This window comes from Shewanella sp. 125m-7 (assembly GCF_052977045.1).
This window is the reverse complement of the sequence record NZ_JBRILQ010000011.1, coordinates 37,380-63,786: the sequence shown is the minus strand read 5'-3', so window position 1 is coordinate 63,786 and position 26,407 is coordinate 37,380. Positions and strand designations below refer to the sequence as shown.

The 26,407-nt window shown below is 43.6% G+C and carries 28 protein-coding genes and 1 pseudogene; 12 read left to right on the top strand and 17 right to left on the bottom strand.

Annotated features, from left to right (window positions below; genetic code table 11):
• Positions 1-8 precede the first annotated feature (8 nt).
• Complete coding sequence (locus ACVBIL_RS07455) at positions 9-1,280, top strand: ATP-binding protein (protein WP_447166346.1); 1,272 nt, start codon at positions 9-11, stop codon at positions 1,278-1,280.
• A gap of 10 nt (positions 1,281-1,290) precedes the next feature.
• Here ACVBIL_RS07455 and ACVBIL_RS07450 read toward each other — a convergent pair whose 3' ends face one another.
• A complete protein-coding gene (locus ACVBIL_RS07450) occupies positions 1,291-1,581 on the bottom strand; it encodes a DUF1289 domain-containing protein (protein ID WP_447166345.1) in 291 nt (96 codons plus the stop codon).
• 175 nt (positions 1,582-1,756) lie between these two features.
• On the opposite strand from ACVBIL_RS07450, the gene ACVBIL_RS07445 reads away from it, so the two are divergent.
• On the top strand, positions 1,757-2,311 hold the full coding sequence (locus ACVBIL_RS07445; protein ID WP_447166344.1) for a DUF4136 domain-containing protein: 555 nt from the start codon (positions 1,757-1,759) through the stop codon (positions 2,309-2,311).
• A 50-nt stretch (positions 2,312-2,361) separates the two neighbouring features.
• Here the strand turns inward: ACVBIL_RS07445 and ACVBIL_RS07440 are convergent, their stop codons facing one another.
• The 3 genes from ACVBIL_RS07440 to ACVBIL_RS07430 form a co-directional block, all read right to left on the bottom strand.
• Positions 2,362-3,831, bottom strand: a complete 1,470-nt coding sequence (locus ACVBIL_RS07440; protein WP_447166343.1) for an AAA family ATPase — start codon at positions 3,829-3,831, stop codon at positions 2,362-2,364.
• A 153-nt stretch (positions 3,832-3,984) separates the two neighbouring features.
• Positions 3,985-5,121 (bottom strand): HlyD family secretion protein, encoded by a 1,137-nt coding sequence (locus ACVBIL_RS07435; protein ID WP_447166342.1) that lies wholly within the window; start codon positions 5,119-5,121, stop codon positions 3,985-3,987.
• Between the two features lies 1 nt (position 5,122).
• Complete coding sequence (locus ACVBIL_RS07430; RefSeq protein ID WP_447166341.1) at positions 5,123-5,557, bottom strand: DUF3302 domain-containing protein; 435 nt, start codon at positions 5,555-5,557, stop codon at positions 5,123-5,125.
• Between the two features lie 310 nt (positions 5,558-5,867).
• On the opposite strand from ACVBIL_RS07430, the pseudogene ACVBIL_RS07425 reads away from it, so the two are divergent.
• Together ACVBIL_RS07425 and ACVBIL_RS07420 are read left to right on the top strand one after the other, a co-directional pair.
• Positions 5,868-5,987: pseudogene (locus ACVBIL_RS07425) on the top strand (phosphoribosylglycinamide formyltransferase 2); the annotation flags it as partial.
• Positions 5,947-6,159, top strand: a complete 213-nt coding sequence (locus ACVBIL_RS07420; protein WP_447166340.1) for a hypothetical protein — start codon at positions 5,947-5,949, stop codon at positions 6,157-6,159. The pseudogene ACVBIL_RS07425 and the gene ACVBIL_RS07420, both read left to right, overlap by 41 nt.
• A gap of 147 nt (positions 6,160-6,306) precedes the next feature.
• Here the strand turns inward: ACVBIL_RS07420 and ACVBIL_RS07415 are convergent, their stop codons facing one another.
• From ACVBIL_RS07415 to ACVBIL_RS07395, 5 genes are all read right to left on the bottom strand, one after another.
• The gene (locus ACVBIL_RS07415; RefSeq protein WP_447166339.1) at positions 6,307-7,260 is read right to left on the bottom strand and encodes a D-2-hydroxyacid dehydrogenase; all 954 of its coding nucleotides are present in this window, start codon (positions 7,258-7,260) and stop codon (positions 6,307-6,309) included.
• Positions 7,261-7,369: 109 nt separating this feature from the next.
• On the bottom strand, positions 7,370-7,981 hold the full coding sequence (locus tag ACVBIL_RS07410) for an outer membrane protein (protein ID WP_447166338.1): 612 nt from the start codon (positions 7,979-7,981) through the stop codon (positions 7,370-7,372).
• A gap of 33 nt (positions 7,982-8,014) precedes the next feature.
• Positions 8,015-8,794, bottom strand: coding sequence for a co-chaperone DjlA (gene djlA / locus ACVBIL_RS07405; RefSeq protein ID WP_447166337.1), 780 nt, complete (start codon positions 8,792-8,794; stop codon positions 8,015-8,017).
• The gene (gene murU / locus ACVBIL_RS07400) at positions 8,794-9,462 is read right to left on the bottom strand and encodes an N-acetylmuramate alpha-1-phosphate uridylyltransferase MurU (protein ID WP_447166336.1); all 669 of its coding nucleotides are present in this window, start codon (positions 9,460-9,462) and stop codon (positions 8,794-8,796) included. The genes djlA and murU overlap by 1 nt, the downstream gene beginning before the upstream one ends.
• Positions 9,463-9,487: 25 nt before the next feature.
• Positions 9,488-10,489, bottom strand: coding sequence for an aminoglycoside phosphotransferase family protein (locus tag ACVBIL_RS07395; RefSeq protein WP_447166335.1), 1,002 nt, complete (start codon positions 10,487-10,489; stop codon positions 9,488-9,490).
• 153 nt (positions 10,490-10,642) lie between these two features.
• Between ACVBIL_RS07395 and lptD the strand changes: the two genes are divergently transcribed.
• From lptD to ACVBIL_RS07360, 7 genes are all read left to right on the top strand, one after another.
• Positions 10,643-12,961, top strand: a complete 2,319-nt coding sequence (gene lptD, locus ACVBIL_RS07390) for an LPS assembly protein LptD (protein WP_447166386.1) — start codon at positions 10,643-10,645, stop codon at positions 12,959-12,961.
• 125 nt (positions 12,962-13,086) lie between these two features.
• Positions 13,087-14,391, top strand: a complete 1,305-nt coding sequence (gene surA / locus ACVBIL_RS07385) for a peptidylprolyl isomerase SurA (protein WP_447166334.1) — start codon at positions 13,087-13,089, stop codon at positions 14,389-14,391.
• A 4-nt stretch (positions 14,392-14,395) separates the two neighbouring features.
• Positions 14,396-15,379: a 4-hydroxythreonine-4-phosphate dehydrogenase PdxA gene (pdxA, locus tag ACVBIL_RS07380; RefSeq protein ID WP_447166333.1), complete on the top strand. Its 984-nt coding sequence runs from the start codon at positions 14,396-14,398 to the stop codon at positions 15,377-15,379.
• Between the two features lie 16 nt (positions 15,380-15,395).
• On the top strand, positions 15,396-16,199 hold the full coding sequence (gene rsmA, locus ACVBIL_RS07375; protein ID WP_447166332.1) for a 16S rRNA (adenine(1518)-N(6)/adenine(1519)-N(6))-dimethyltransferase RsmA: 804 nt from the start codon (positions 15,396-15,398) through the stop codon (positions 16,197-16,199).
• 161 nt (positions 16,200-16,360) lie between these two features.
• Positions 16,361-16,741 carry a Co2+/Mg2+ efflux protein ApaG gene (gene apaG / locus ACVBIL_RS07370; RefSeq protein WP_447166331.1) on the top strand — a complete coding sequence of 127 codons (381 nt, stop codon included), beginning with the start codon at positions 16,361-16,363 and terminating at the stop codon, positions 16,739-16,741.
• 42 nt (positions 16,742-16,783) lie between these two features.
• Positions 16,784-17,617, top strand: a complete 834-nt coding sequence (locus tag ACVBIL_RS07365) for a symmetrical bis(5'-nucleosyl)-tetraphosphatase (RefSeq protein ID WP_447166330.1) — start codon at positions 16,784-16,786, stop codon at positions 17,615-17,617.
• 100 nt (positions 17,618-17,717) lie between these two features.
• The gene (locus tag ACVBIL_RS07360; protein ID WP_447166329.1) at positions 17,718-19,739 is read left to right on the top strand and encodes a methyl-accepting chemotaxis protein; all 2,022 of its coding nucleotides are present in this window, start codon (positions 17,718-17,720) and stop codon (positions 19,737-19,739) included.
• Between the two features lie 173 nt (positions 19,740-19,912).
• Here the strand turns inward: ACVBIL_RS07360 and ACVBIL_RS07355 are convergent, their stop codons facing one another.
• The 7 genes from ACVBIL_RS07355 to rplU all read right to left on the bottom strand — a co-directional run bounded on the left by ACVBIL_RS07355 (position 19,913) and on the right by rplU (position 24,121).
• The gene (locus ACVBIL_RS07355) at positions 19,913-20,308 is read right to left on the bottom strand and encodes a DUF3718 domain-containing protein (protein ID WP_447166328.1); all 396 of its coding nucleotides are present in this window, start codon (positions 20,306-20,308) and stop codon (positions 19,913-19,915) included.
• 102 nt (positions 20,309-20,410) lie between these two features.
• Positions 20,411-20,893, bottom strand: coding sequence for a type 3 dihydrofolate reductase (gene folA, locus ACVBIL_RS07350; protein ID WP_447166327.1), 483 nt, complete (start codon positions 20,891-20,893; stop codon positions 20,411-20,413).
• 78 nt (positions 20,894-20,971) lie between these two features.
• Positions 20,972-21,445: a threonine/serine exporter family protein gene (locus ACVBIL_RS07345; protein ID WP_447166326.1), complete on the bottom strand. Its 474-nt coding sequence runs from the start codon at positions 21,443-21,445 to the stop codon at positions 20,972-20,974.
• Entirely contained in the window at positions 21,442-22,203 is a 762-nt protein-coding gene (locus ACVBIL_RS07340; protein ID WP_447166325.1) for a threonine/serine exporter family protein, read from the bottom strand. Before ACVBIL_RS07340 ends, ACVBIL_RS07345 begins: the two co-directional genes overlap by 4 nt.
• A gap of 29 nt (positions 22,204-22,232) precedes the next feature.
• Positions 22,233-23,402: an Obg family GTPase CgtA gene (gene cgtA, locus ACVBIL_RS07335; RefSeq protein ID WP_447166324.1), complete on the bottom strand. Its 1,170-nt coding sequence runs from the start codon at positions 23,400-23,402 to the stop codon at positions 22,233-22,235.
• A gap of 137 nt (positions 23,403-23,539) precedes the next feature.
• Positions 23,540-23,794, bottom strand: coding sequence for a 50S ribosomal protein L27 (gene rpmA / locus ACVBIL_RS07330; RefSeq protein WP_012154114.1), 255 nt, complete (start codon positions 23,792-23,794; stop codon positions 23,540-23,542).
• Between the two features lie 15 nt (positions 23,795-23,809).
• On the bottom strand, positions 23,810-24,121 hold the full coding sequence (gene rplU, locus ACVBIL_RS07325) for a 50S ribosomal protein L21 (RefSeq protein ID WP_012154113.1): 312 nt from the start codon (positions 24,119-24,121) through the stop codon (positions 23,810-23,812).
• A gap of 283 nt (positions 24,122-24,404) precedes the next feature.
• Between rplU and ispB the strand changes: the two genes are divergently transcribed.
• On the top strand, positions 24,405-25,376 hold the full coding sequence (gene ispB / locus ACVBIL_RS07320) for an octaprenyl diphosphate synthase (RefSeq protein ID WP_447166323.1): 972 nt from the start codon (positions 24,405-24,407) through the stop codon (positions 25,374-25,376).
• Positions 25,377-25,471: 95 nt separating this feature from the next.
• On the opposite strand, the gene mdh is transcribed toward ispB, so the two are convergent.
• The gene (mdh, locus tag ACVBIL_RS07315; protein ID WP_447166322.1) at positions 25,472-26,407 is read right to left on the bottom strand and encodes a malate dehydrogenase; all 936 of its coding nucleotides are present in this window, start codon (positions 26,405-26,407) and stop codon (positions 25,472-25,474) included.

Sequence of the window (26,407 nt, the reverse complement as noted above, 5' to 3'; positions counted from 1 at the left end):
TTATTAAGATGAAGCGTCTTTTTATTAGTCTTTATCTGTTGCTCAGCATCGGCTTTTTAGGCATAGGCTGGGCACTGGATAATTTATGGCAAAACAATGTTGACGAACAAGGTGCACTCGATGCGCCTTTAGTCGCTTTGGCACAAATATTAGCTAAGCTACCTCAAGTAGAACGTCAAGCTATGCTTGATAGCATCAAAGTTGATCCTAGCCTCCCGCTCACACTGCTCGATGCCGATCAAGTCGCTTTTTCTAGTGATCAATTAGTCCAACCAGACAAAATCATTGCTACTCCTTACGACCTTAACCATGAGCTACAATTTGTCGCAGTAGGTCAACAAGTGTTAATGGCCGGCCCCATTGAGATAGATCCCGCTGCCAGACTAAGAAACCTCTATAATATAGTCTTCTATTTCCTATTAGCTTTTGTTGCTCTCATTTGGGTGTGGCCGCTATCAAAAGACTTAAAAACCTTACGTAAGGCAACGAAGGAGTTTGGACAAGCTAAATGGAATACACGGATTAAACTAACTAAAAGCTCACAGGTAATGCCGTTAGCCAATACGTTTAACGATATGGCCGCCCATATCAGCGCGCTGATTGAAAACCAAAAGCACCTATCTAATGCCGTTTCTCACGAAATAAGAACCCCACTTGCTCGGCTTAAGTTCGCTCTAGCGCTGTTGCCACAATACTGCAGGCCTGAATCAGATCCAGCCAAACGCCAACACTTTCTTGATGAAATGCAGCTTGATATCAAAGAGATGGAAAACCTGCTACAAGAACTACTCACTTATGCAAGTTTAGAAACGCAGCGAGAATCACTCAACTTTGAACGCTGTGATTTAAATAGCTTAGTTGCGCAAACAATTAGACGCTTAAAGACCCATCATCCTGCATCTATTACGCTTGATGCCCCTGAAGAAACCGTTTATTTAGTGGCTGAACCATCATTAGTTGAGCGCGCATTGCAAAATCTCATTACCAATGCTCAGCGATTCTCTATCAAAGGTATCCAGGTTTCAATATCTCAAAATAGCCTGGGGATAAGCTTATCTGTGACTGACGATGGCGAAGGGATCTTAGCGGAAGATCAAGCTAAAATTTTTGAACCTTTCTATCGTAGCGCGTGCAGTAAAAATGGTAATAAAGGCCATGGGTTAGGCTTAGCGATTATCAAGAGAATAATGGAGAGGCATCACGGAGAAGTCAGCTTAGAAAGTCAACCAGGTTGCACTCGTTTTACCCTAACTTGGCCTTCAAACACACCAACTCAATAATAACGTCTACTTAATCATTAGGCTCATCTTGAGTGCCATCGAAGCCAAAGTCTAGACGAGTATTCATTTTCGCCCTTTCATCGAGTATTTGCGCTTTCCTCGCTTTTAATAATGCAAGCTGACGCCTACGTTTACGCTGCTTACATAAACGGATCACATCATATTTTTGCGCATCAGAAAACTCAAGCCAATTAAAGCGCTCATTTCTATTACGTAAACATCCCATGCAATAGCCTTTAGCATCACTCTGACACACACCAATACAGGGGCTTGGGATTTCAAAAAACTCTAACTGCTCCATACCTTAAACATATACTATCTGGACAGTGAAAGGCTAAAATAAATACAGCGCTTAGTTTTGGTTCGACTAGCGACTTGATTATTACTGTCGCATCGGCACTATTAAGTAACCAGTAAGCAACCTGAACTCGGGTTAAGTAACGCCGCTCGCTTATGGATATAAAGGTGATAATAATATGAAAAAACAGCAACGAAACCTACTTGTCGCACTACTTACTATGCCACTACTAATGCTTGCGGCATGCAGCTCTACACCTAAGAATGACTATGACCTCAATTATAATTTTGCTAGCTTAAAGCGCTTTTCTCAGCTCCCGGCACCAGAAAATAGCGACCCACTGAGTGCTAATCGAATTAAACAAGCCATAAGCAACTCGCTTACGAGTCAGGGCTTTGTTCCCGACGCCCAAGCAGCTGACTTTTATGTGGGTTATGGCTTTAGAATTGATGATAAACCTAAGGATTCAGGCTTTTCTATCGGCCTAGGAACGGGCACTTGGGGCAGCTCTGGTGGAGCAAGTATCGGCACCAGTGTTGATGTACCTGTGGGCAGTGATACAGCCAAAATTCAAACGATACAGATTGATATTATCGACCCCAACACCAACCAGTTGATTTGGCGCGGCACAGATAAGTTTACTTTCGATGAGGGCGGCGAAGCAAAAGCACAAGAAACCAATGCTACCGTTGCTAAAATTCTAGCGCAGTTTCCGCCTAAAAAAGCGCAATAAAACCAGTAATGAACCACTCTTTTTCGGGGTTGGTTCATTACCCTTAAACGTTATTGGTGGGCGTTAACCGTACGCCCTTCAGCCCATTGCCGTAAGGATTGTAATTTTTCCCGCATGACCACCGATAATGGACGCGTCTTCATCAACTCTCTAATCAGCACGTCTTGACCCACATCCACCTGTGATGCGTTTGCGGTATAGATTGCCGATATCACCGCTTGTTCAATTTCAGCTCCTGAGAATCCCTGGCTCACCTTAGCAAGTTGACTTAAATTAAATTGAGTTGGCGCTAGCTGGCGGCGTTGAAGGTGAATAAGGAAAATAGCTTGGCGAATCGTATCGTCCGGTAAGTCGACAAAAAAGATTTCATCCATACGCCCCTTTCGCATTAACTCGGGTGGCAGTGCACTAATATCGTTGGCAGTCGCCACTAAGAACACATCTGATTTTCGCTCGGCCATCCAAGTTAAAATAGTGCCCAGAATTCGCTTCGAAGTACCATCGTCACTACTACCACTGCTTAAGCCCTTCTCTATTTCATCAATCCACAAGACACAAGGAGACATCAAGTCTGCAAGCTCTAACGCTTTACGCAGATTCTTCTCTGACTCGCCGATATATTTGTTATACAGCGCAGCCATATCCATCTTTAGTAACGGCCTTTGCCACATGCCAGCAACGGCTTTAGCCGCTAAGCTCTTACCGCTTCCTTGTACTCCAAGTAACAATATGCCTTTAGGCTTATCCTCAAGCATCTGCGTCTGTGATGACGGCATACGATGACTAAGCCATTGCTTAAGGTTATGCAGCCCTGCAACTTGAGAGAAGTCACTGGTATCATATTCAAATTGCAATACGCCCTGCATATCGAGCAGCTCAAACTTACCTCGGTTAATGCTGTCCACATCTGAGTGGCTAATAGCACCATCATCGATGATAGCCTTATGAGCAAGGCGCCTTGCATCATCAAAGGTCACGCCACGTAGGTTTTCTGCAAGCTTGGCGACGGCACTATCGTCAACATCTAGCACAACCCCCTCACTGCGCACCTTATCGACTTGCTCATAAATAAGGTTCAATAACTGGGTGCTATTGGGCAGCGACAACCTAAAGTGAGCACAATAATGTTTGATTTCAGAAGGAATAGTGAACGCGTGACTAACCAAAACAACCGTATGCTTTAGCGCATCATATTCTAGTGCAATCTCTTTCAGTAGACGCACATTCTTCGGCGCATCTTCCACAAATGGATGAAAGTCACAGAGAATGTAAATGCCCTGCTGTGTCGTTGATTTTATCTGCCCAAGAATGTCCTCAGGTTCACAATTAAACTTCTGCCGCCCAAGTCCACTATCAACACGCATCAACCCCTGAGTAATACTCCAGCTAAATAACGGTTGATACAGGACGTTAGACACTTTCCTGAGTAACTCTATCACCCGTTGCTCTTCATAGGTTTCAATCACAACAATAGGGGTATTAGAACGCAGTACTGCGGTGAGATCTTGAATATCTTGCATGTTAATCCTTGAACAAATACGACTGAGGATCCCAAAAAGAAAAGGGACGCTAAGGTCCCTTAATATCTATTGTAAGGTGATTAATATTTATAGAGCCTGCAATTAAACCTAATTGCAGGCGTTTATTTAGCCAAGCTAATGGTTAACTAAACACTAATGGAATACATAGTTAAGCCAACCTTGCATTCTCAATAACACCTTTCGCATAATCGATACATGAGCAAAATGCTCGGTATAAATAGCAGCATGACCAGAGACTCCCGCTGGGAACTCGGTTTTCGCCTCATGATCTTCAAGCTTAATCAGTACTAATGCACGGCCGCGACTCAGCACTCGCTGAGATGATATCAATGACCCCGAAGACTGGACTTCACCTTCAGCCATGGCAGGTAAGACTTTAGCCACTTTACCTTTAAATACTTGGCCCGGTGCAGCATCTAGAATGATTTCTGCTTCATCACCCTCTTTTAATCTGAGCAATGAGTTTTGCCAAAAGGCGCCGACAAACATACGGTCTTCATTTGGAATAAAGCTAATTAAAGGCCTTAACGGCATAGGGACTGCAATAATACCTGGGCGTAGTGCCATCTGAGTCACCATGCCATCGGCAGGCGCTTTTACTACGGTTTGGTCAAGATCGAACTGCGCCTTTTCAAGTTCGCCCTGGATCCCTGCTACCTTGGTATTCACTCCATCAACGTTTGACTCATAGGCTAAACGTACTCTTAACTCCTCAGCATTAGCAGCGGTTAATAGCGCTTCTGATGCAAAATAAAGCTGACGCCTATTATCAAGTTCGAGCTCTGTAAAGGGGGAGTTAACCCCGCCACGCTTACGGCCTTTCTCATAACGGTCGAACGCAGACTTAGTTCTATCTCTATCAGCTGTTGCCCGCGTCACTGCAGCTTTTGTCGCTTCCCATGCCGCTTCTAATTGTGGTACTTCGAGCTCTGCGGCCACTAATGCAGCACGTTTTTGCTTTACAATAGCCTGAAAAGGAGTGGGATCGATTTTAAATAATACATCACCTTTCTTAATCGGCGTATTGGGCTCCACCTCGACAGACACAACCATCCCCCTAACCGCAGGGTTGATGGGCGTTGTTACAAAATACTCTTTAGCATAAGGTGTGTACGGATGGTTATAGTTCATCAATAAGATCAAGGCACCAACGATAAATATGCCGCCTAATATCGCCGTTGGAACGGTCCACTTAGTTAATGGGATCTTAAATATTTTAAAAATGGCAATACAGATTGCGGTGTAAGTCAGTACAAGTAGTAAATCCATATTACACCTCTGCTCTGTCTGTTGAACTATCGTCGACTTGAGGATCAACTTTAGTGCTAGGCTGATGATTACCAGAGCCTCTTACTTGTTTAGGCTGCTGTTTTGATGATTCCATCTCAGTGATTCTTTGTTCTAATTTTCTCACTGTTTCAGTCAAGCCTTGCACTTCACTCTCTAGCAGTTGTTCTTTCTCGACGACCTCTTTAAATCCCCAACCACGGTCTTCACGATAAAGGGTTGCCCAAATCCATAAGAATGGCCAAATAGCATGTAAGGTAAATAGGCTCACCCACCCCGCAATATGCAGGGCATCTTGCTGTGGATGATTGCGCTTCTTGGCTATCTCATAGGGGATATCATGAATGGCAATGACCCCATAGAAAATAAAAATCGCAACGAAAAAAATAATTCCTAACGCAAAATAATCTAAAAACACATCGCTCTCCTTGTGAAACTTTTGGTTACAACGATAGACACAGAAAACATCACAGTAACATTTTAGCAATACTACCCCTACAATCGTTTTTTTTCGACTAAAATCTGCACTTTATCGAACCCGAATTTTGGCTGTCGAAGTCTTCTTCCGCACATTTACCACTAAATCTACCCTAGACAAATTTGCTCCACGCTACACTAATCACAAATAAAAAATGCGCTACTCGATGCCGCTAAATGCGTTACTAACTTGATTGCATTATCAGCTCTGCAACCAATAACGACGCCCTACAATCTCAAAGGCAACCCAAATGATAGGTATAGCTTTATCCGCGAATGCTAAGCCCGCCATGTTGCTCGGCTGTGGTGAACTCGGTAAAGAAGTCGTCATTGCGTTATTGCGTTACGGTATTGAAGTCATTGACGTTGATCCTTGCTGAAGGTACCGCAAACAACATTCAGTTTGCTGGTGTAGCTGACGCATTAACCGAGCCTGATACTCAAATGCGTTTATTTACTAAACCTGAAATTGACGGCAAGAGACATTTAGGCGGGGGATTGGCTAAAGATACTGAGACCAGTAAAACGGTTGAAAAGCCTTAACAGCCGCGGGCAAGATTAAGCTTGTTCTGTAACACCACCTCTGTCATTACAGATAGACACGTTTCAAATGACAAACAAGCCTCAACCTTGATAATAAGGTTGAGGCTTGTTCATTAATTTTATTTTTAATGCGCTAGATTGAATGAACTAGTTAACTTTATTACGGGCTTTACCTGCGCTAAAGCTTGCTAGGTTTTCAATCGCGATATTAAGCAGATTCTGCCGGGCTTCTAATGTTGCCCAAGCATTATGTGGCGAGATACTAATATTCTTAGCGCTAAGCAATGGGTTGTCGGCCTTTGGCGGCTCTGTAGACAACACATCAACGCCTGCATAAGCGATTAGCCCTTGATTGAGTGCTACCGCTAACGCAGATTCATCGACTAAACCGCCGCGCGCAGTATTAATCAATATACCGTTAGATTTCATTGTACTGAGAAGCTCGACGTTAATCATTTTGTCTGTTGCTAGTGTTAGTGGACAGTGCAATGACACAATATCCGCTTGCCTAAATAAACGCGCTTGCTCGACCCATACACAATTGTCAGGCAGGGATATTTGTGGGTTACGAGTATTCACCAGCACCTTCATGCCAAAAGCCAACGCAATCTGAGCAACGGCTTTACCTATATCACCAAACCCCACTAAGCCAAGCGACTTGCCTTTAAGAGATTGCAGTGGCATAAGGGTAAAACAGAAATCTTGAGACTCTGTCCACATACCGCGCTTAACCGCATCGGAGTGCAGACTAACTTGCTGGGTTGCATGAAGAATATGGGCGAACACCATTTGTGCTACCGCATCAGGACCGTAACCCGGCACATTAGTGACCACAACGCCAAGCGCCTTGGCAGCAGCAAGATCAACAACATTAGTGCCGGTTGCGAGAATACCGATATATTTAAGCTTTGGTAGCTGCTTTAGTGTCGCTTCATCGAGCACGGTTTTATTAGTCAGGATGATTTCTGCGTCCTGACTTCGTGCTATTACGTCGCTCGGCGCACTGCGATCATAACAACTTAGCTCGCCAAGCTGCGCTAAAGCTTGCCAACTGAGATCACCTGGATTTAGCGTATATCCGTCCAGTACAACAACTTTCATCTAAAACAGTCCTTGCTATAAATCAACATCAAGTGGCTTTTATAAAAATCCTTCTATAAAATTCTTTCTATATCGCCTCTTCTATAAAAGCCCTTCTTCGAACGACAAATTAGAACTTAAAACTGGCACCAATATTAGCCTGCCCTTGCCACATGATGTCTGACTGGATATTCCAAATACAGCCATCATTGCCACAAAACAAAGCATTATCGGCATTGATAAAGGTCGCGTAACCTTTAACTTCAGCAAATAATGAAAAAGCTTCAGTGGCCTGATATTCAATACCGCCACCTAGCGCCATAGAAAAGCGAGTCTCATTTGAGAAAGCACCGCCAGGCCGCATATGAGTTAAACCAAGACTGGTAGTGACATAGGGCTTAACGCTTTTCATTGGGAAATAAAGACTGCCACCCACATGGAAGTAATCGACATCCATAGAGGTAATCACATTAGGACTAAAGTTATCGCTGGTTTTTAAATCGGTAGATTGATGGCTGTAAAGAAGATAGACATTACCAGGATCTTTGGTGGTGAAGCCCAGCATCACACCATAGTTTTGCGCTTCGGCTATTTTTACCTTACCCGCTTCATCCGATTCTGTGCTGGCAATATCAAATTCGCTAGCACCGAAACTATAGCCGCCAAAAGGGGCGACATAAACTTCAGAGACGGCAGGAAACGCACACAAAGAACCGAGTAATATTGCTAAACTTCTTTTCATCATATATCCCTATTATTTTATAGTTATTAGTTTTTAGCGCATGCCTCTATCACCCTTGACTCTATCATAAGCAGCTTGAATATCTTGGGCTTTTGTTTTGGCAAGCTCCATCATCTCTGCTGGCAAGCCTTTAGCGACTAATTTATCGGGGTGATGTTCATTCATTAACTTTCTATAGGCTCTTTTGATCTCTTGATCAGACATAGACTCTGTAACACCTAGGATACTATAAGCATCCTCAACCGATGCTTGATGTCCTGCCCCGCCACTGCGGTGAAAATTAAATTCAGCCTGCCAACGCGCTAATAAGTCATCGAGTTGTTTTTGGCTAAAGCCGAGCTCTTTGGCGACTACGGATAAAATTAATAACTCTTTTTGATCGAGCTGGGCATCGATAAGTGCCGTCTGAATTTGGATTTCCAAAAACATCTGCAATACTTCTTTACGGCCCATAGAGATAAGCCTAAAGGTTTTTAGACAAGCATTGAGGTCAAAATCAGCCTCTTTACCTTCTCTAAATGCCGCCTGAGCATCGACTCTCGCTTGGCCACTTAAGTTAAGCTGATCCATTAACGAATTCGCCATGCGAATATCGTTTTCAGTCACTTGCCCCGATGCTTTGGCCACATGCCCCATCACCGAAAAGGTAGTATTAAAAAACAGCGCCTGACGTTTGCCTGTACCACCTAGACCGGCTTTTTGGCTTTGCCTGCGATCGTACATATGCCCTAGCCAAAGGCCAAAAATAGCGCCACCCAGGCGACCCGCCATATAACCAATAATGAAACCGAAAACCTTACCCCAAATACGCATTATCTAACCTTTTTTATTTCACGTTTTTCTATCTGTGCGAGTCGCTCAATCGTGCCAACATCACACCAATACTTGTTAAAATGGTAACCACTCACCTGATTATTCCCCATAGTTTCACGCAGTAATGGGGCCAGTGCAAATGCGCCTTCAGGTGTATTAGTAAATAAGTCCGGATGGTAAATCCCCATGCCAGAGAAGGTTAGTTTATCGGCGCCAGCATTACTCACCTTGCCCTCTTGCAAAGCAAAATCACCTTGAGGGTGTTGTTCAGGGTTATCGACTAACCACAAATGCGCTAACACGCCAACATCGAGCGCATTGATATCCGGTAATTCATCAATAAAAATATCACCGTTTATCACGAAAAATGGCTCGTCACCTAACAGCCCTAACGCTTGTTTGATGCCTCCACCTGTCTCCAGAGCCGAGGTTTCTTCGCTATAATGAATCTTCACTTGCCACTGGCTGCCATCGCCTAACGCCTCGACTAGCTTATAGCCAAGCCAAGCATGATTAATCACGATTTCAGAAACCCCTGCCGCAGCGAGTTTTTCGATGTGATACACAATTAGCGGCTTGCCCGCCACCTCAACAAGAGGCTTAGGTACGGAATCGGTTAATGGACGCAGTCGTTCTCCACGCCCCGCCGCGAGGATCATTGCTTTCATTGATCAGCCTTTTTTATAGGAATCATTATTTATGAGCATTGAATGTTGGGATGATGACTTCACTAATCCATTGAGCAAATGGTTGCAGCTCAACATAACGCCCCGCAATGTCACGAATATACTCAAGAGTGAGTGGGATGTCAGCCATATAAGCGGGTTTGTCGTCACGATAATTAAGCCTCGCAAAAATGCCGGCGGCCTTAACGTGTCTTTGAATTCCCATCAAATCAAACCAGCGTCGATATTGCTCAAACGATACTTCAGCATCAATGAGTCCAGTGCTGACACACTGCTGATAATGCTGCTGCATTAATGATTCAACCTCGATATCTGGCCAACGAATGTAGCAGTCTCGTAATAGCGAAACCGCATCATAGGTCACAGGCCCGATGACGGCATCTTGGAAATCAATAACTTTTAACTCGCCATCTTGCAACATGAGATTACGGCTATGATAGTCTCGGTGCATGCCAACTTGCGGTTGGGCCAGTGCATTATCGACTAAAAGCTTAAAGGCATCCTGAGTGTGGGTTGTCACCTCATCAATATCTAACCCCAAATGGTGCAGCGCTAGCCACTCAATAAAAATCTCCAGTTCGCGTATAACAAATCCAGCATCATATTGCGGTAAAGGCCCAGACTCGGTACTGATGACTTTTGCGATATCGTTAAGTAGCGCTAATGCTTGAGAATAATATTGCTGCAAGGTATCACTATCAAGCACCGACAATAATTGCACATCACCGAGATCACTGAGCAACATGATGCCCTGTTCGTTATCACAGGCAATCACCTTAGGTACGGCAATACCTTGATGCGAGTAACTGTTAGCCAATTGAATAAAGGGCGCAATCTGGATAAGGTTAGGTGGGGAATCGACTACAATATAAGACAGGTTATCGACGATAACTCTGAAGTAACGCCTAAAGCTTGCATCGCCAGATATCAACGTTGGCGAAACTTTTCCATTAAAATACTGGTTTAGCCATGCATTTAACTGAAGAAATCTAGGATCTGACAAGGGCACCTCATGGCTCTTAAGAAGAAATTGCTTTATTATAACGACAAAATGGAAACAGCTAAGCAATTGAAAAAAAATATTTGGCTGCGTTGCCCAAGAAGGGGCAACTTTTCACCTCTTTCACCGTCCAGACTAAGAAATCATAATTAATTGACCAAGATGCAGATCCGTTATTTTCTGGCCTTGAGCCTGCTTCCCCAATTAGTCTTAGCAGACGAAACTGTGACCACACCGGCGTCACAATGTGTAGTAGTGCCTCCAGTAAAGCCTTATGTTCAGCTTTACGAGACCAATAGCCCCGCTGATTTAGCCAGAATTTATATTAGTTCTGACCGTTCATCAGCACAGATGGGTAAACAAGCGACTTTCACAGGCGATGTCAACTTCAGCCAAGGTGGACGAAACATCTCTGCCGACGAAGCGATATTGAACCAACAAACTGAAGAGCTTCAAGCGAATGGCAACTTAGTTTTTCAAGATTCTATGTTTACAGTTACTGCCGATTCTCTCGTGGCTAAGATGCAGAGCAATAGTGCAATTTTAAATGGCGCACAATATTGGCTGCATGGTCAACAGATCCATGGTGATGCTAATCAGCTTGAAATCACCAAAGACAACAACCTGCTACTGTCTGGCACGACCTTCACGACTTGTCCAGATAAAGATCCTGCCTGGTTACTTGAAGCTAAGCGCATCAAAATTGATAGCACCGAAGAGTGGGGCGAAATTTGGGACGCAAAAATTAAGATTGCCGGCGTGCCCGTCATGTATGTGCCTTACATGACCATCCCAGTATCAGATAAGCGAAAATCAGGCTTCTTATTCCCAACATTTAGCACCAGTACGACTAATGGTGTTGAAGTGGCCACGCCTTATTACTGGAATATAGCACCAGAATACGACTTAACCTTTACCCCAAACTACATGTCTGCTCGTGGACTATTTACCAAAACAGAATTTAGATATTTAGCTGGCGAGAAGCAGCAAGGCCAGTTGAATTTCGAATACTTAGCCGACGATGACAAACTGGTGAACAGCCCAGATAGATACCTGTATCACTGGGAGCACAGTGGTGCATTTAATGAAAACTGGCGCGTGCATGCTAACTATACAGATGTGTCTGATAACAACTATTTTAATGACCTAAGCTCAGATGTTCAGCGCGCGACAGATAATCAATTAAACCGAATTGGTGAAATAGCCTATTTCGAACAAAACTGGGATTTAACTGCGCGAGTACAAGATATTAAAGTACTTGGTGAGGAGGTGAAGCCCTACCAAGTCATGCCACAGTTTACTTTTAACTATCGCGCTCCAAGCTATTGGCACGGCTTAGATTTTAACCTCTATAGTGAAGCGACCAATTTTGAACATCAAGATAGCGAATATTCGGCAGCGACTCGGGTACATCTTGAACCCAGTATCTCTTATCCAATCCATGGTCCTGCTGGCTCGCTAACCAGCGAAGTCAAGCTGCTACAGACTAACTACTGGCAAGATGACAGAGATGACTTAGCTGACCCTGCACTTCGCGACCGCGTTAACCGCACGTTGCCACAAGTGCGTATTCATGGTCAGGTTAACTTTGAACGATTTACTGATTACTTTGACACTAACTATCGTCAAACTCTTGAGCCACAGTTCCAATATCTTTATGTGGGCTATCAAGACCAATCAGATATTGGTATTTACGATACAGCCCCGTTACAAGAGGATTACAACGGACTCTTTAGGGATCGTCGTTTCTCGGGTTTAGACCGAATAGCCGATGCTAACCAGTTTACACTGGGTTTAAGCACTAAGCTTTTTGATGAACAAAATCGCGAAGTTTTTAAGTTCAGCTTGGGGCAAATTTTTTACCTCGAAGATAGTCGTGTTGGTATTAATGAAGTCACAGGCAGCAACGATACCTTTGTACAAGAGAACACTTCTAACTCAGCTATTGCAGCAGAATTAAGTACTCAGCTGTATGCCGATTGGTTCCTTAGTGGCTCGATTCAATATGATGCCAAAGAGAGCGAAAATAAGAAGAGTGAAGTCACCGTTGACTACCGCCCTGGCACCAATAAACTACTGCAAGCTAGCTATCGCTACGTACCCGATCTGCTTAACAGCAATACCAATGAATCGGTTGATATTAAGCAAATGGGTTTCCGCGGGGCTTGGCCGATTAATGACAACTTATATTTAGTGGGTAACTGGTATTACGATCTGAACGAAAGCCGAGCGGTAGAGACCTACACAGGTTTTCAATATGAATCATGTTGCTGGGCTGTACGTTTGAGTTATCATTACCGTATCAAGACCAATTATATTGACGAAGATAATCCGGTACAGGATACTCGAGAGCTATTTGAAAGCGGGATCTACCTAAACTTTGTCATTAAAGGACTCGGTGGCTCTGGCCCATTAGGGGTGTCAGATATGTTAGATGACGGCCTATTTAACTATCGTAAACCGCTCTATTTGAAAAATTAGCAACTAAATAACGTAAATAAATGCTGAACCTAGCTGATGACATGCAGTCAAAGCAGGACTAAAGAATCATTTACGGTGAGTAATCACTGTAAATGACACTCAATAAATGCCAAGGATTTTAGTGGATGAAACGCTGTAACCAATTGATTTTTGCTCTTATAACATTGGCAATGAGCCAGACAATTCACGCTGCGCCAACGCCACTTGATCGCGTAACAGTGCAAATAAATGAAGGGATCATTTTAGAAAGTGAAGTGACCGGCATGGTAAAGACTATCAAGGCAAATGCTGCCAATGCGAGTCAAACACTCCCCTCAGACACAGCACTGCGTACTCAGGTTATCGAACGTTTAATCCTAACGCGTCTTCAGTTACAGATGGCAGATAGAATTGGTCTACACATTGGTGACTTACAATTAGACCAAACTATCGAGAATATCGCTAAAGAGCAGAAGATGACCGTTGCGCAAATGAAAGCGCAAATTGAGAGCGAAGGCACAACGTTTGCTCAATACCGTGAGCAACTCCGTGAAGAGGTAACCTTAGGTGAAATTCAACGTATTCAAGTACAGCGTCGTATTCAAGTCTCGACCCAAGAGATCAATAACCTTGTAAAGCTTATCAATGAGCAAGGTCTTAAAGAAGTTGAGTTCCAAATTGGTCACATCCTTATTGATGTACCAAGCGATGCCAACAGCCAGCAGCTAGAAGCTGCAAGTAAGCGCGCCGCAGTCGTAATGAAGCGGTTAAAAGATGGTGATGACTTTAGAAGTATCGCTATTGCCGCTTCTTCTGGTCCTAAAGCACTAGAAGGTGGTATTTGGGATTACATGAATATCAACGAGATGCCAACCTTATTTGCTGAAGTCGTTACTGATGCCAAGACTGGTGATATCATAGGCCCAATTAAGAGTGCATCAGGCTTCCATATCATCAAGGTGATGGATGCTCGCGGTCTACAAACTAAAGAAGTTAAAGAAGTTAAATCTCGTCACATTCTACTTAAGCCCTCTCCAATTCTTTCAGACGAGCGAGCTAAAAGCATGATGGACAGATTCCTAGCTCAAGTTAAATCGGGTGAAGCTAAGTTTGAAGACTTAGCACGTCAATATTCTGAAGATCCAGGCTCTGCAGCAAAAGGCGGCGAATTAGGCTGGGCAGATCCGAATATCTACGTACCTGCATTTTCTCAGGAACTTAACAGTCTCGAAATTGGCGAGTACAGTGAGCCATTCCGCTCGACTCACGGCTGGCATATTGTTCAACTTGAAGAGAAACGTACAACAGACGCGACCGATAAATTTAATACGAATCGAGCTCATCAGCTGATCTATCGTCGTAAATTTAATGAAGAGTTACAAAACTGGCTAGATGAAATGCGTGCTGAGGCATTTATCGATATTTTTGAGCCAGAAACGAACCGAGGTTAATCTATTGTCGACTAAACGAATAGCCATCACGCCGGGTGAACCGGCGGGTATTGGTCCCGATTTAGTGATACAACTAGCTCAGCAGGCTTGGCCTGCTGAGCTAGTTGTTTGTGCTGATCCCGACTTACTACAGTCTCGCGCTAAAAAACTGGGACTTCCAATTCAGCTACGTCCTTACCAACCCAATCAAGCGCCCAAGCCGCAAGAGGCTGGCACTCTGACCATAGTACCTTTTAAACTTGAAACCGAAGCGGTTTGCGGCAAGTTAAATGAACTCAATAGCGCCTACGTGGTAGAGACACTTCGATTCGCTGGCGAGAAAAATATGATTGGCGAGTTCGACGCTGTAGTGACGGGACCGGTTCATAAAGGTATTATTAACGACTCGGGTATTCCGTTTAGTGGCCATACTGAATTTTTTGCAAATCAGGCTAACTGCCAAGATGTAGTGATGATGCTGGCAGCCCCAGGTTTACAAGTCGCGCTCGTTACGACCCATATTCCATTAGCTTATGTGTCTAAAGCCATTACCCGTGATCGCTTGCATCAAATTGTTAAAATATTACACACTGACTTAGTCGAAAAATTTGCTATTGAGTCACCACGGATCTACGTCTGTGGTCTAAACCCTCATGCAGGCGAAGACGGTCACTTAGGCAGAGAAGAGATCGATACCATCATCCCTGCACTAAATGAGTTAAGAGAGCTCAACATGGATATCGTTGGCCCATTGCCAGCTGATACCCTATTTCAACCTAAATACCTAGAAGATGCTGACGTCGTACTCGCTATGTACCACGATCAGGGGCTTCCAGTACTAAAATCTAGAGGATTTGGCAGTTCGGTCAACATCACTCTAGGATTACCCTATATAAGAACGTCGGTCGACCATGGTACGGCCCTAGAGCTTGCCGGCACGGGCACTGCTGATATTGGCAGTTTCGTCTGCGCATTAAATAAAGCCATTGATTTGGCTGCAAAGAATTAGTGATATAAGTTACCTCATGAGCAATAAAGTACATTTAGGCCACACGGCCAGAAAACGTTTTGGACAAAACTTCTTAACTGACGAGAATGTGATTAACCGCATTGTTGGTGCGATTTCACCTGATAACGATCATGTGATGGTTGAAATTGGTCCCGGTCTAGCCGCATTAACGGAACCCGTTGCAAGTGGCATCGACAAACTTATCGTTGTCGAACTCGATAAAGACTTGGTAGAACGTCTAAAAACGCACCCTGTGTTAAAAGACAAACTTGAAATTCATCAAGGTGATGCACTTAAGTTTGATTTTAACCAGCTAGTGCGTGAAGACAAGCAGATGAAGGTGTTTGGTAACTTACCATACAACATCTCAACGCCACTTATGTTCCATCTGTTTGAGTTCGCTCAGCATATTGAGAACATGCACTTTATGTTGCAAAAAGAAGTGGTATTAAGACTTTCTGCATCACCAGGTACTAAGGCTTACGGCCGTCTAACGGTCATGGCACAGTACCACTGCCAAGTCATGCCAGTACTTGAAGTACCGCCAGAAAGCTTTACACCTGCACCAAAGGTTGATTCAGCCGTGGTGCGATTAGTGCCATACAAACATAAACCTTGGCCATGTAAAGATGTAGACTTGCTTAGAAACTTAACCACAACGGCATTTAATATGCGCCGTAAGACGTTAAGAAATAACCTTAAGCAGCTATTATCTGACGATGATTTTGCCGAATTAGGTATTGACCCTACGTTAAGACCTGAGCAGATCCGCGTTGAGCAATACGTCGCTATGGCGAACCATGTTTTTGACAAGAAATAACGTTTTTCTTAAATAATCAATAAACTAACTAAAGGGCATTAACTGCCCTTTTTTTATATGCTGTTGAACATAATTGGCTACTAATTCTATAAGAGACCAATTAATATGCAAGTGTACATTTAGCGTAAAATATCAGATAAACTTCATCTTTAGAGGCCCATATGAGTCAATTGCCCCCATCTGTTAGAGTCGATGTAACTACAGAATATATTGAAATCCAGTCCTCGCCTGATGAAGATAAGTATCTTTTTAGCTACACCATTACTATCCACAACCTCAGCTCTGATGAGGTCACACTTAAAAGTCGGCATTGGTGTATTACTGACTCAAATGGGCGAAAAAGCGAAGTTCACGGCGCAGGTGTGGTAGGCCAGACCCCAACAATCAAACCCAATAGCTCATATGAATATACCAGCGGTACTGTATTAGAAACCCCACTTGGGGTCATGGAAGGAAGCTACACCATGGTCGACAGCCATGGAGATGAATTCAAAGCCCCCATCTTAGCCTTTCGTTTATCGGTCCCAGGTTTACTTCATTAATAACAAACGTAAATAACAATACATAGGTAGAAATTAGGTAACATGGCCAACTATTTTGTAGGTGATATCCAAGGCTGCTTTGATGAGTTAATTCTATTACTCGATAAAGTTGCCTTTAACCCATCAAAGGACTGTTTATGGACCGTTGGTGATCTTGTCGCAAGAGGGCCAGGCTCCCTTGAGACACTGCGTTTTTTTAAGTCCTTGTCTGGTTCTACTAAAATAGTGCTAGGTAATCATGATCTGCATCTATTAGCTATCAACGGAAAATTAAAACGCGCTAATCCAAAAGATCATTTAACCGCTCTACTCGCTGCCGATGACATAAACAATATTATCGATTGGCTGAGGCTGCAGCCTCTTTATCAAGACTGGCCAGAAAAGAACCTTATTATGACTCATGCGGGTGTACCACCTAATTGGGATCTGCATACTTTACGCACCCAAGCAGATCTGGTTAGCCTAGCATTGCAATCACCTAACTATTTGAACGACTTGATCAGTGAAATGTATACCAATTCAGTCGATGAGTTTAATTCAAATTTAACATCACTTGAAAAGCAGATCTATTGCATTAATGCCCTTACCCGTATGCGCTACTTAAAAGCTGGTGGCCGCTTAGATTTTGACTGTAAGTCACCGTTACAAGATTGCAATCATGATTTATTGGTCCCTTGGTTCAACCAACCGAGCCAATTACCCAATAATTACAAAGTCGTGTTTGGTCATTGGGCTGCCATTATGGGACAAACGCACCGAGAAAATAGGCTTGCGCTAGACACGGGTTGCTGTTGGGGGGAGTACATGACACTTTGGCATATGGAGTCAAACCAAAAAATCACTCAACAAAAATTAAAAGACGTTAAAAGAAGTTAAAAAAGAGTTAAACTATCGCAACATTTGGCCGATATAATATACGAAATAGCTATCAGCCAGATGCTGTGACTTAAATAAAAATAATAATAATGGAGCTCATATGAAGTTAAATGTAGCCACCAGGGTGATAGGTGGATTTACGGTAGTGACACTACTGCTAATCGTACTTGGCGCAGCTTCTTGGTTCACCAATAATCAACTAAAGACCAGTACTCAAGTCTTACAGGAACTAAGCCTTCCAGCATTAAAAACGAGCAATCAACTTTCTCAAACTCTTTCGCAACAAGAAAAACAAGTTTTGATGGCCTACCACAGCCAAAGTGCGGCAACTATCCCTACAATTAACGCTCAATTTAAAACGGCTAGCCAGACCTTTGAACGTGAGCTAAAAAACCTAACGGCTCTAGTCAGCAACAACTCTGAATTGAATTCAGTCATTCGAAATCTTGATAATCACTACGCTAAATTCAATAACATCAGTCAAGAAATGATCACGACTCATGAAACCGCTTTAACCACTACAAAGCACATTAGCAGTAAATACGATAATATTGAGATAGCGGTGGATGATAGTGCCTCTTTATTACTCGATTTAATTGATCTAGAGATGAGTGAAGATGTTGTTGACCAAGAGATCGCAGCCACTGCTAGTACACTAGAACTGAGCTTTAGCAGCATCGCCAGCACAAGTTTTGACTTGATGGCTAGCACTGAAAAAGCAAAGTTCGACACCATTTCAAAAGAACTCGATTATATTGTTAGTGACACCAAGAGCAAGGTGGATTATGTCACGAACCACTGGGACGGTGTTGTTGACGCAAGCCTCATTGATGAGCTTAATACTGAAGCCAGCAAGGTATTCAGTATGGTTAAAGGCAATAACTCTCTCGCAGCCCTAAAGCAACAAGAACTTGAGCTTAACCGCCTTGCAGGTAGTTTACTAGCCGATGTTGAACAAGCGGCAGCTAGCGTCAATAAGCAGATGAAAATGTTAACGACTAACATCGAAACTATCTCTTCCAAGATCAGTCACGATGCCATTGCTAATATCGATAGCGCGAGTATGCGTACCGTTTTATTGATGTTAGTAGCCATTATCGTTGCAGTCGTTGTCAGCATTGCAGTTGTTCGCCCATTAACGCGCTCACTAGAAAAAGTAAATCATGCCTTCAACGTACTCGCATCGGGTGATTTGACCCACAAATTAGATGATTCAGGTCATGATGAATTCGCTATATTATCAGCCAACTGCAATAGACTCATCGATAGCCTAAGAGACCTTATCCAAGGCATCTTAGAGCGCTCAGAACAGCTTGCTGCCGCGGCCGAGGAAACCTCAGCAATTACCGCGCAGACAACTGTCGGCATCCAAGAACAGAAGAGCCAAGTCGATCAAGTTGCAACGGCTACAACTCAACTAAGTTCAAGCGCTCAGCAAGTTACTGCCAGTGCCGATGAGGCGTTGGTTCAAATCAAAGCCGCCGATGATGAAAGCCAACACATGCGTCTCATCGCTGAAGAAAACAAACGCACCATTTTAGCCCTTGCAGATGAAGTGTCTAAAGCCAGTGTCGTCATCAATAAAGTGCATGCCGATAGCGCATCGATTGGCTCAATACTCGATGTCATTCGGGGCATTGCAGAGCAAACAAACTTACTTGCACTTAACGCTGCCATTGAGGCTGCCCGCGCTGGTGAGCAAGGTCGTGGCTTTGCGGTCGTCGCTGACGAGGTACGTAGCCTAGCATCTAGAACACAAGACTCGACACAAGAGATCCAGCAGATGATTGAAGTACTGCAGCAAGGAACACAAGAAGCTGTTGCTGTAATGGACTTGGGACGCTCTCAGGCTAACTCTTGCGTTGATAAAACTGAGCAGGCTAATAATGCACTTGAAAGCATTAGCGATGCAGTACATCGCGCTCACGACTCAGGAACACATATTGCTCATGCAGCACAAGAGCAAAACTTAGTGAGTCAGCAAGTCTCAGAGAAACTCGAACATATTGCCGCTATTTCGGAAGAAACATCTACAGGGGCAGACCAAACGGCCCAGTCTAGTCATCAGGTGGCTCAGTTAGCAGAAGAGCTACAAGCATCGGTTAAAGAGTTTAGAGTCTGATAATTTATACCAATAACAACCATCAGTAGTATTTAAATTTAATCAGTAGTATTCAAATTTTAGAGATAAAAGAGGCGCTAGATTTAGCGCCTCTTTTTTATTTACGATGTTAATAGATAAAAAAACACTGGGGTTTCCCCAGTATTTTTTAACATAACCTTATCGCTATTAGTCTAACCGCCAGCAATACGATCTTTGATTGCTACCGTTATTTCGCTGCCACCATGACCATTACTTTCGGCCCAAGCGACAATGGTATTTCCATCTGCTTCAGTAGAACCTAAATCTGATGCTGGAAGACGTTTAGCCACAAAAGTACCTACTTTATTAGAACCGCTTTTTAACGCCGTCCTCAACAAGCTGTCACCGCCACAAGAAACACCACTGTAAATATTACGCAGCTTTACACGGCTCTCTTTAAGTTTTTTACGTAAGCGGTTCTTATCATCAGCCTGAACGTAATTACAGATATTTGCCGCCAATTGATCTTGGTTAGCAAATGCAGTTGATGAAACAGAAATTGAAGATGCCACAATTACTGCAGCGATGCTCAAAGGCAACAAGCGCATCTGTCACTCCTTATTTTTTAGTTTTTATTTATTATTAGAAAAGTAGCACTATCTAGTAGGCTTTCTTTATCGTTATACAGGGTACTAAACAACCCTTTGAATTTAACATTTTTTTACCAACCTGATAAAGGTATATTCAACCTGTTTATCATTTTTTGCTACATCTCGAGAAACTTCTAGCCAGCTACCATCATCCCATTCAGGGAAGTAGGTATCACCATCAACTGTTAATGCGATTTGTGTGAGATACAAAATATCGGCTTGTGGTAGTAACATTTCATAGAGTTGCCCTCCCCCCATCACAACCAACTCGTCACACTCTGCAGCGGCAAGTTTAGCCTCCTCGAAGCTGGTGACAGTTGTAACCCCTTCGATAAAAAGATCTGCTTGACGGCTAATCACGATGTTATGACGTCCCGGTAGTGGACGCCCTATTGACTCATAAGTCTTACGGCCCATAACAACAGGTTTGCCCAATGTCATGGCTTTAAAATGGCGTAAATCTTCAGGAAGATGCCATGGCATTTGGTTATCTTTACCGATAACTCGGTTATTTGCCATCGCCGCTATCATAGCTATTTTCATCGGACTTCCCTTTATTTTTTACAATGTAAGAATAGTAGGCATTTAGGTTTCCCTAAACTGAGAATTGGTAATCGAGTGTTATTTAATGACTGGACGAGAGCGGAAATACAGTAGACTCGGCATCGCAAGTCCCACAGAGAGCGCGCCTAAAATAAATACGGTTTTTAAGCCATTACTAACAACTTGATAAATAAGCTCGGGGCTCATTTCAGCTTCTGCGGTTAACTGTACAAGACCTATCACGGTGTTAAATGCATAAGTACCAGGGATCATTGGAATAATGGCCGCTACCGCATACATTAATGGTGGTGCCAAATGCTTTCTAGCAAACGCGATAGTCACGATTCCCACTAGGGCTGCGGCCAAGAATGTGGCCCATTCGATTGGCAAACCAAAGCTCAACCACATAGTGCGACTACCATGCCCCATTGCCGCCGCTATGGCACAATAGGGTAAGAAGCGACGCGGTACGTTAAACACCATCGCAAAACCAATCGCAGGAATGGCAGAGAAAATGGCATCGTTAAGCATCGTTAAGATAAGTGACATCATAAAAATAAGCCTCCTATCTGCATGGCGATAGTGATGCCAATAACTGATGCGACCGTAAGCAAGGTCGCCTGGCCCCAACGCGATATCCCCACACTTAGATGGCCTTTGACCATATCTGATATTGCATTAATCATAGGGAAGCCCGGCACTAACATCAGCACACTGGCTGCCATCGGCAATTTAGGCGTATCAGTTAACTCAAATTGATAACCCGTTTGCGCAATTAGGGTCGTTACAAATGCGGTAACACTAAAATTAAGCAGTAAATTATAATGACGTTTCGCAATAGATAACCTGACAAACATGCCTACTGCAGACGCTAAAAAAGTAATCAAACACGCCATTAAGTCACCACCAAACAGATGACAAAAACTCGCACACGATAGGCCGATCATTGGCACAACATATTTGGCTGGGTAGGTTTTTGGCTGAATACGCGCCACACGTTTACGCACTTCAGTTAGGCCGTAGATGCCTTTTTCGGCCAGTAAACAGATGCGTTGAAGTTCGCAAACCACAGTCATATTAATACCATGTTCACGGATGCGCCGGGTGGTAGTAATACAACGACCGACTGAAAGGCTGGTTAACACTAATGAGTTGGAAGAGATCGAGATTTCGACACTCTCTAATCCTAAGGCGTGGCCTAAGCGCTGAGTGATCTCTTCAATGAGTTCAGATTCAGCGCCATAAGCTAAAAGAAGTTGAGCAACCCTAACGACTTGACGAGTAATGTCATTTTGCGTTGTAGCGTACACCTTTTCTCAACTTCCTTTTATGCAAATAATTATCTTTGGTAGATAATTTCTACATCGTAGTCATCTTCGTCAAAGTCATCATCAAAATCGTCTTTATCATCAAAGTTTTCATTAACTGATTCATTAACGTCTTGATGGTAGTTATCCCACTTAAACTCGACTTCAGCATCAGCGTCTACTTCTTCTTCTGGAGGAAGTGCGTCAATAAAGTCTAGTAATTTGAGGGCCAACTCCGCAGTACCTTCACGGTTATAAGCAGAAACAGTGTAAACATCACCTTCCCACTCTAACTCTTTGACAATGCGTTCTATACGCTCTTGTAGCTCTTCAGGCAGCATCAAGTCAGATTTATTAATCACTAACCAGCGTGGCTTACCCGCAAGCTTAGGAGAATGCTTCTCAAGCTCAGCAACGATTGCACGTGCAGACTCGACTGGATCGCTACCATCAATTGGTTCCACATCTAAAATGTGTAGCAAAACGCGGCAACGCTCTAAGTGCTTTAAGAATTGAACACCCAGACCCGCACCGTCAGCAGCGCCTTCAATTAGACCTGGAATATCGGCAATCACAAAGCTTTGACCTGGTCTTGGGTTTACAACACCCAAGTTAGGTACCAATGTTGTAAACGGATAGTCTGCAACCTTTGGCTTAGCTTTAGAGACAGAACGGATGAAAGTAGACTTACCCGCGTTAGGCATACCCAGTAGGCCAACATCAGCAAGCAACAATAGCTCAAGCTTTAAGCTACGAACTTCACCATCTGTACCTAAGGTTTTTTGTCTTGGCGCGCGGTTAGTACTGGTCTTAAAACGAGTATTACCCATGCCATGGAAACCACCTTTAGCCACAAGCAATTTCTGCCCGTGAGTAGTTAAGTCACCAAGTGACTCTTCGGTATCGTTATCGATAGCGCGAGTACCAACAGGCACTTTAAGGATCAGGTCAGCACCGCCGTGACCAGTACAATCACGTCCGCGACCATTCTTACCGCGCTCGGCGATATGGAAGCGTTCGAACTGAAAAGTGATCAGTGTATTGAGGTTTTCATCAGCTTGCAGATAAACACTACCGCCGTCACCACCGTCACCACCGTCAGGACCACCATCAGGAACATATTTTTCGCGTCTAAAGCTAACGCAACCACTGCCACCATTACCGGCTTCAACACGGATAATAGCTTCATCGACAAACTTCATACCAACTCCTGGCACCACAGAATGAAAGAATTATACTCTTAACGATTCTAGTCGCCAAAACACAATTTACTTAATTTTGAAAAAACAAAGCCCCACCAATGGCGGGGCTTCTTATTAATTATTAGCTTAGCTAAAAATTAATCTTCGATGCTGATGAACTTACGGTTCTGTGGACCTTTAACTTCAAACTTCACTTTACCATCGGTAAGAGCGAATAAAGTGTGGTCACGACCGATACCAACATTAACACCAGCGTGGAATTTAGTACCACGTTGACGAACGATGATGTTACCAGCTAGAACTGATTCACCGCCGAAGCGCTTTACACCAAGACGTTTACTTTCTGAATCGCGGCCGTTACGAGTAGAACCGCCAGCTTTTTTATGTGCCATGAGTAATTCTCCTAATTAAGCGTTGATAGCTGTAATTTTAACTTCGGTGAACCATTGACGATGGCCCATCTTCTTATCGTGGTGCTTACGACGACGGAACTTAACAATAGTTACCTTGTCTGCACGGCCGTGGCTGATAACTTCAGCAACAACCTTGCCACCTTCAACTAAAGGTGCACCTACGTGTACAGTTTCACCATCTGCAACCAAAAGAACTTGGTCAAATTCGATAGTTTCGCCTGTAGCGACTTCTAATTTCTCTAAACGAACTGTATGGCCGGCTTCAACGCGATGTTGCTTGCCGCCACTTTGAAAAACAGCGTACATAGCTATTTTACTCCGATATTCTAACACGCCGCCCAAAACATATATGTTTGGTGCAGAGGTGCTATAAAAGCTTTAATGACAATGGTCGCGGAGTTTACGCTAAGAACTCGTAGCTGACAAGTCTTAATTCACTTAGAATAAAAAAAGACCCAAATAACTCTCACATTTATCTACAACTACTGTCTTGTACCGTAAATTTAGGTAGAATCCGATTATTATAACATTTAAGCCTTTATATGAGCTGCAATGTTAATCAGCAGCCAACAAGAACTAGAGCCTACTTATGGATTTGAACGCCATTCGTCAATTGACTGATAGCGATATGCAAGCTGTCAATCAACTGATCTATAAACAACTAGAGTCAGATGTTGCCCTAATTAATCAACTTGGGTTCTACATTATTAACGGTGGCGGTAAACGCTTGCGACCTCTGCTATCTATTCTAGCAGCTCGCGCCATTGACTATAAAGGTGAATCTCACCTTAAATTAGCAGCAATTATCGAATTCATTCATACCGCGTCACTTTTACATGATGATGTCGTTGATGAATCAATGTTGCGCCGAGGCAGGAAAACCGCAAATGCACTATTTGGCAATAGTGCCAGTGTATTAGTGGGTGACTTCTTATATACCCGTTCATTCCAGATGATGACTGAACTTAAGTGTTTAGAGGTGTTAGAGATCCTTGCTGACGCAACTAATGTGCTCGCCGAGGGTGAAGTCCTACAATTAATGAATTGTAACGACCCTAAGACCACTGAAGACAGCTATATGCGTGTTATCTATTGTAAGACAGCCAAGCTATTTGAAGCGGCTACACGTCTTGCAGGCTTGTTGGCTGATAGCCCTATCGAAGTGCAAACGGCTCTGGCGGAATACGGTAAATATTTAGGAACGGCATTCCAGTTAACTGACGATCTTCTCGATTACACTGCGGAAACCGAAGAGCTAGGTAAGAACATCGGTGACGACTTAGCTGAGGGCAAGCCAACACTGCCACTTATTTTTGCTATGGCAAACGGTAACGACACAGAGAAAGCTCTTATTCGTGAGGCTATCGAGAAAGGTGACGGCACTGAGCATATCGAGGTTATTCTTGCCGCGCTCAAAAACTGTGGAGCACTAGAGTACACAGAAGCGCGCGCTATTGAAGAGTCTGAAAAAGCCATCGCGGCATTGGCGATTATTCCGGATTCCGATTATAAAACGGCGCTAATCTCACTGGCAAAGATTGCGGCTCAACGTAGTCACTAATACTACTGAGTACTTAATGTAGTCGCTTAGACTGAAAAATAAAAAAGGAGCCTAAGGCTCCTTTTTTGTTGTGACCCACAAAAGGCCTGTATCGATTACTTAACGAATTCGATACCAAGCTGAATATCAGCCTTCAAAGTATCTAGCATTGCATCGCGAGCATTAGCTTCAAATGCACTTACATCGCCATAAGCAAGAACTTGCTCTACGCCGTTTTTACCTAGCACAACAGGTTGCGCGAAGAATTCAGTGTGCTCACTACCACCATCAACATAGGCACACTCAATAACGTTTGCTTCACCTTGTAATCCGCGAACAAGTGATAAGCCAAAACGACATGCAGCTTGCCCCATAGAAAGCGTTGCACTACCGCCACCCGCTTTAGCTTCAACCACTTCCGTACCCGCATTCTGGATACGTGTCGTTAATGCTGCAACCTCTTCATCAGTAAAGCTTACGCCTTCGATTTGTGATAGTAGCGGTAAAATAGTCACACCACTGTGACCACCAATAACATTGACCTTAACGTCTGCTACGTTTAAGCCTTTTGCTTCAGCAACAAACGTTTCAGAACGAATAACATCTAATGTTGTGACACCGAATAAACGGTTCTTGTCATAAACACCGGCTTTCTTCAATACTTCAGCGGCAATCGCAACGGTTGTATTCACAGGATTTGTAATAATACCGATTAATGCCGTAGGGCAAGTCGCGGCACATTTTTCAACTAGATTACGTACGATACCGGCATTGATGTTGAATAGATCAGAACGATCCATACCCGGCTTACGAGCAACGCCCGCAGAGATAAGGACAACGTCAGCACCTTCTAGCGCTGCAGTTGGATCTTCACCGGCAAAACCTTTCACTTCAACAGCGGTTGGGATGTGGCTTAAGTCAACCGCAACGCCAGGTGTTACTGGAGCGATATCATAAAGCGATAACTTTGAACCCGCAGGCAATTGAGTTTTTAATAGTAAAGCGAGAGCCTGGCCAATACCGCCAGCAGCACCAAGTACAGCAACTTTCAT

Bases quoted from the DNA above. Each gene is read 5' to 3' on its own strand.
- mdh (WP_447166322.1), bottom strand. From the start codon at position 26,407: ATGAAAGTTGCTGTACTTGGTGCTGCTGGCGGTATTGGCCAGGCTCTC.
- ACVBIL_RS07365 (WP_447166330.1), top strand. From the start codon at position 16,784: ATGGCCAACTATTTTGTAGGTGATATCCAAGGCTGCTTTGATGAGTTA.
- apaG (WP_447166331.1), top strand. From the start codon at position 16,361: ATGAGTCAATTGCCCCCATCTGTTAGAGTCGATGTAACTACAGAATAT.
- ACVBIL_RS07455 (WP_447166346.1), top strand. From the start codon at position 9: ATGAAGCGTCTTTTTATTAGTCTTTATCTGTTGCTCAGCATCGGCTTT.
- murU (WP_447166336.1), bottom strand. From the start codon at position 9,462: ATGAAAGCAATGATCCTCGCGGCGGGGCGTGGAGAACGACTGCGTCCA.
- ACVBIL_RS07415 (WP_447166339.1), bottom strand. From the start codon at position 7,260: ATGAAAGTTGTTGTACTGGACGGATATACGCTAAATCCAGGTGATCTC.
- ACVBIL_RS07355 (WP_447166328.1), bottom strand. From the start codon at position 20,308: ATGCGCTTGTTGCCTTTGAGCATCGCTGCAGTAATTGTGGCATCTTCA.
- ACVBIL_RS07410 (WP_447166338.1), bottom strand. From the start codon at position 7,981: ATGAAAAGAAGTTTAGCAATATTACTCGGTTCTTTGTGTGCGTTTCCT.
- ACVBIL_RS07345 (WP_447166326.1), bottom strand. From the start codon at position 21,445: ATGATGTCACTTATCTTAACGATGCTTAACGATGCCATTTTCTCTGCC.
- ACVBIL_RS07440 (WP_447166343.1), bottom strand. From the start codon at position 3,831: ATGCAAGATATTCAAGATCTCACCGCAGTACTGCGTTCTAATACCCCT.
- lptD (WP_447166386.1), top strand. From the start codon at position 10,643: ATGCAGATCCGTTATTTTCTGGCCTTGAGCCTGCTTCCCCAATTAGTC.
- ACVBIL_RS07360 (WP_447166329.1), top strand. From the start codon at position 17,718: ATGAAGTTAAATGTAGCCACCAGGGTGATAGGTGGATTTACGGTAGTG.
- ACVBIL_RS07445 (WP_447166344.1), top strand. From the start codon at position 1,757: ATGAAAAAACAGCAACGAAACCTACTTGTCGCACTACTTACTATGCCA.
- cgtA (WP_447166324.1), bottom strand. From the start codon at position 23,402: ATGAAGTTTGTCGATGAAGCTATTATCCGTGTTGAAGCCGGTAATGGT.
- rpmA (WP_012154114.1), bottom strand. From the start codon at position 23,794: ATGGCACATAAAAAAGCTGGCGGTTCTACTCGTAACGGCCGCGATTCA.
- ispB (WP_447166323.1), top strand. From the start codon at position 24,405: ATGGATTTGAACGCCATTCGTCAATTGACTGATAGCGATATGCAAGCT.
- ACVBIL_RS07450 (WP_447166345.1), bottom strand. From the start codon at position 1,581: ATGGAGCAGTTAGAGTTTTTTGAAATCCCAAGCCCCTGTATTGGTGTG.
- surA (WP_447166334.1), top strand. From the start codon at position 13,087: ATGAAACGCTGTAACCAATTGATTTTTGCTCTTATAACATTGGCAATG.
- ACVBIL_RS07435 (WP_447166342.1), bottom strand. From the start codon at position 5,121: ATGGATTTACTACTTGTACTGACTTACACCGCAATCTGTATTGCCATT.
- djlA (WP_447166337.1), bottom strand. From the start codon at position 8,794: ATGCGTATTTGGGGTAAGGTTTTCGGTTTCATTATTGGTTATATGGCG.
- rsmA (WP_447166332.1), top strand. From the start codon at position 15,396: ATGAGCAATAAAGTACATTTAGGCCACACGGCCAGAAAACGTTTTGGA.
- folA (WP_447166327.1), bottom strand. From the start codon at position 20,893: ATGAAAATAGCTATGATAGCGGCGATGGCAAATAACCGAGTTATCGGT.
- rplU (WP_012154113.1), bottom strand. From the start codon at position 24,121: ATGTACGCTGTTTTTCAAAGTGGCGGCAAGCAACATCGCGTTGAAGCC.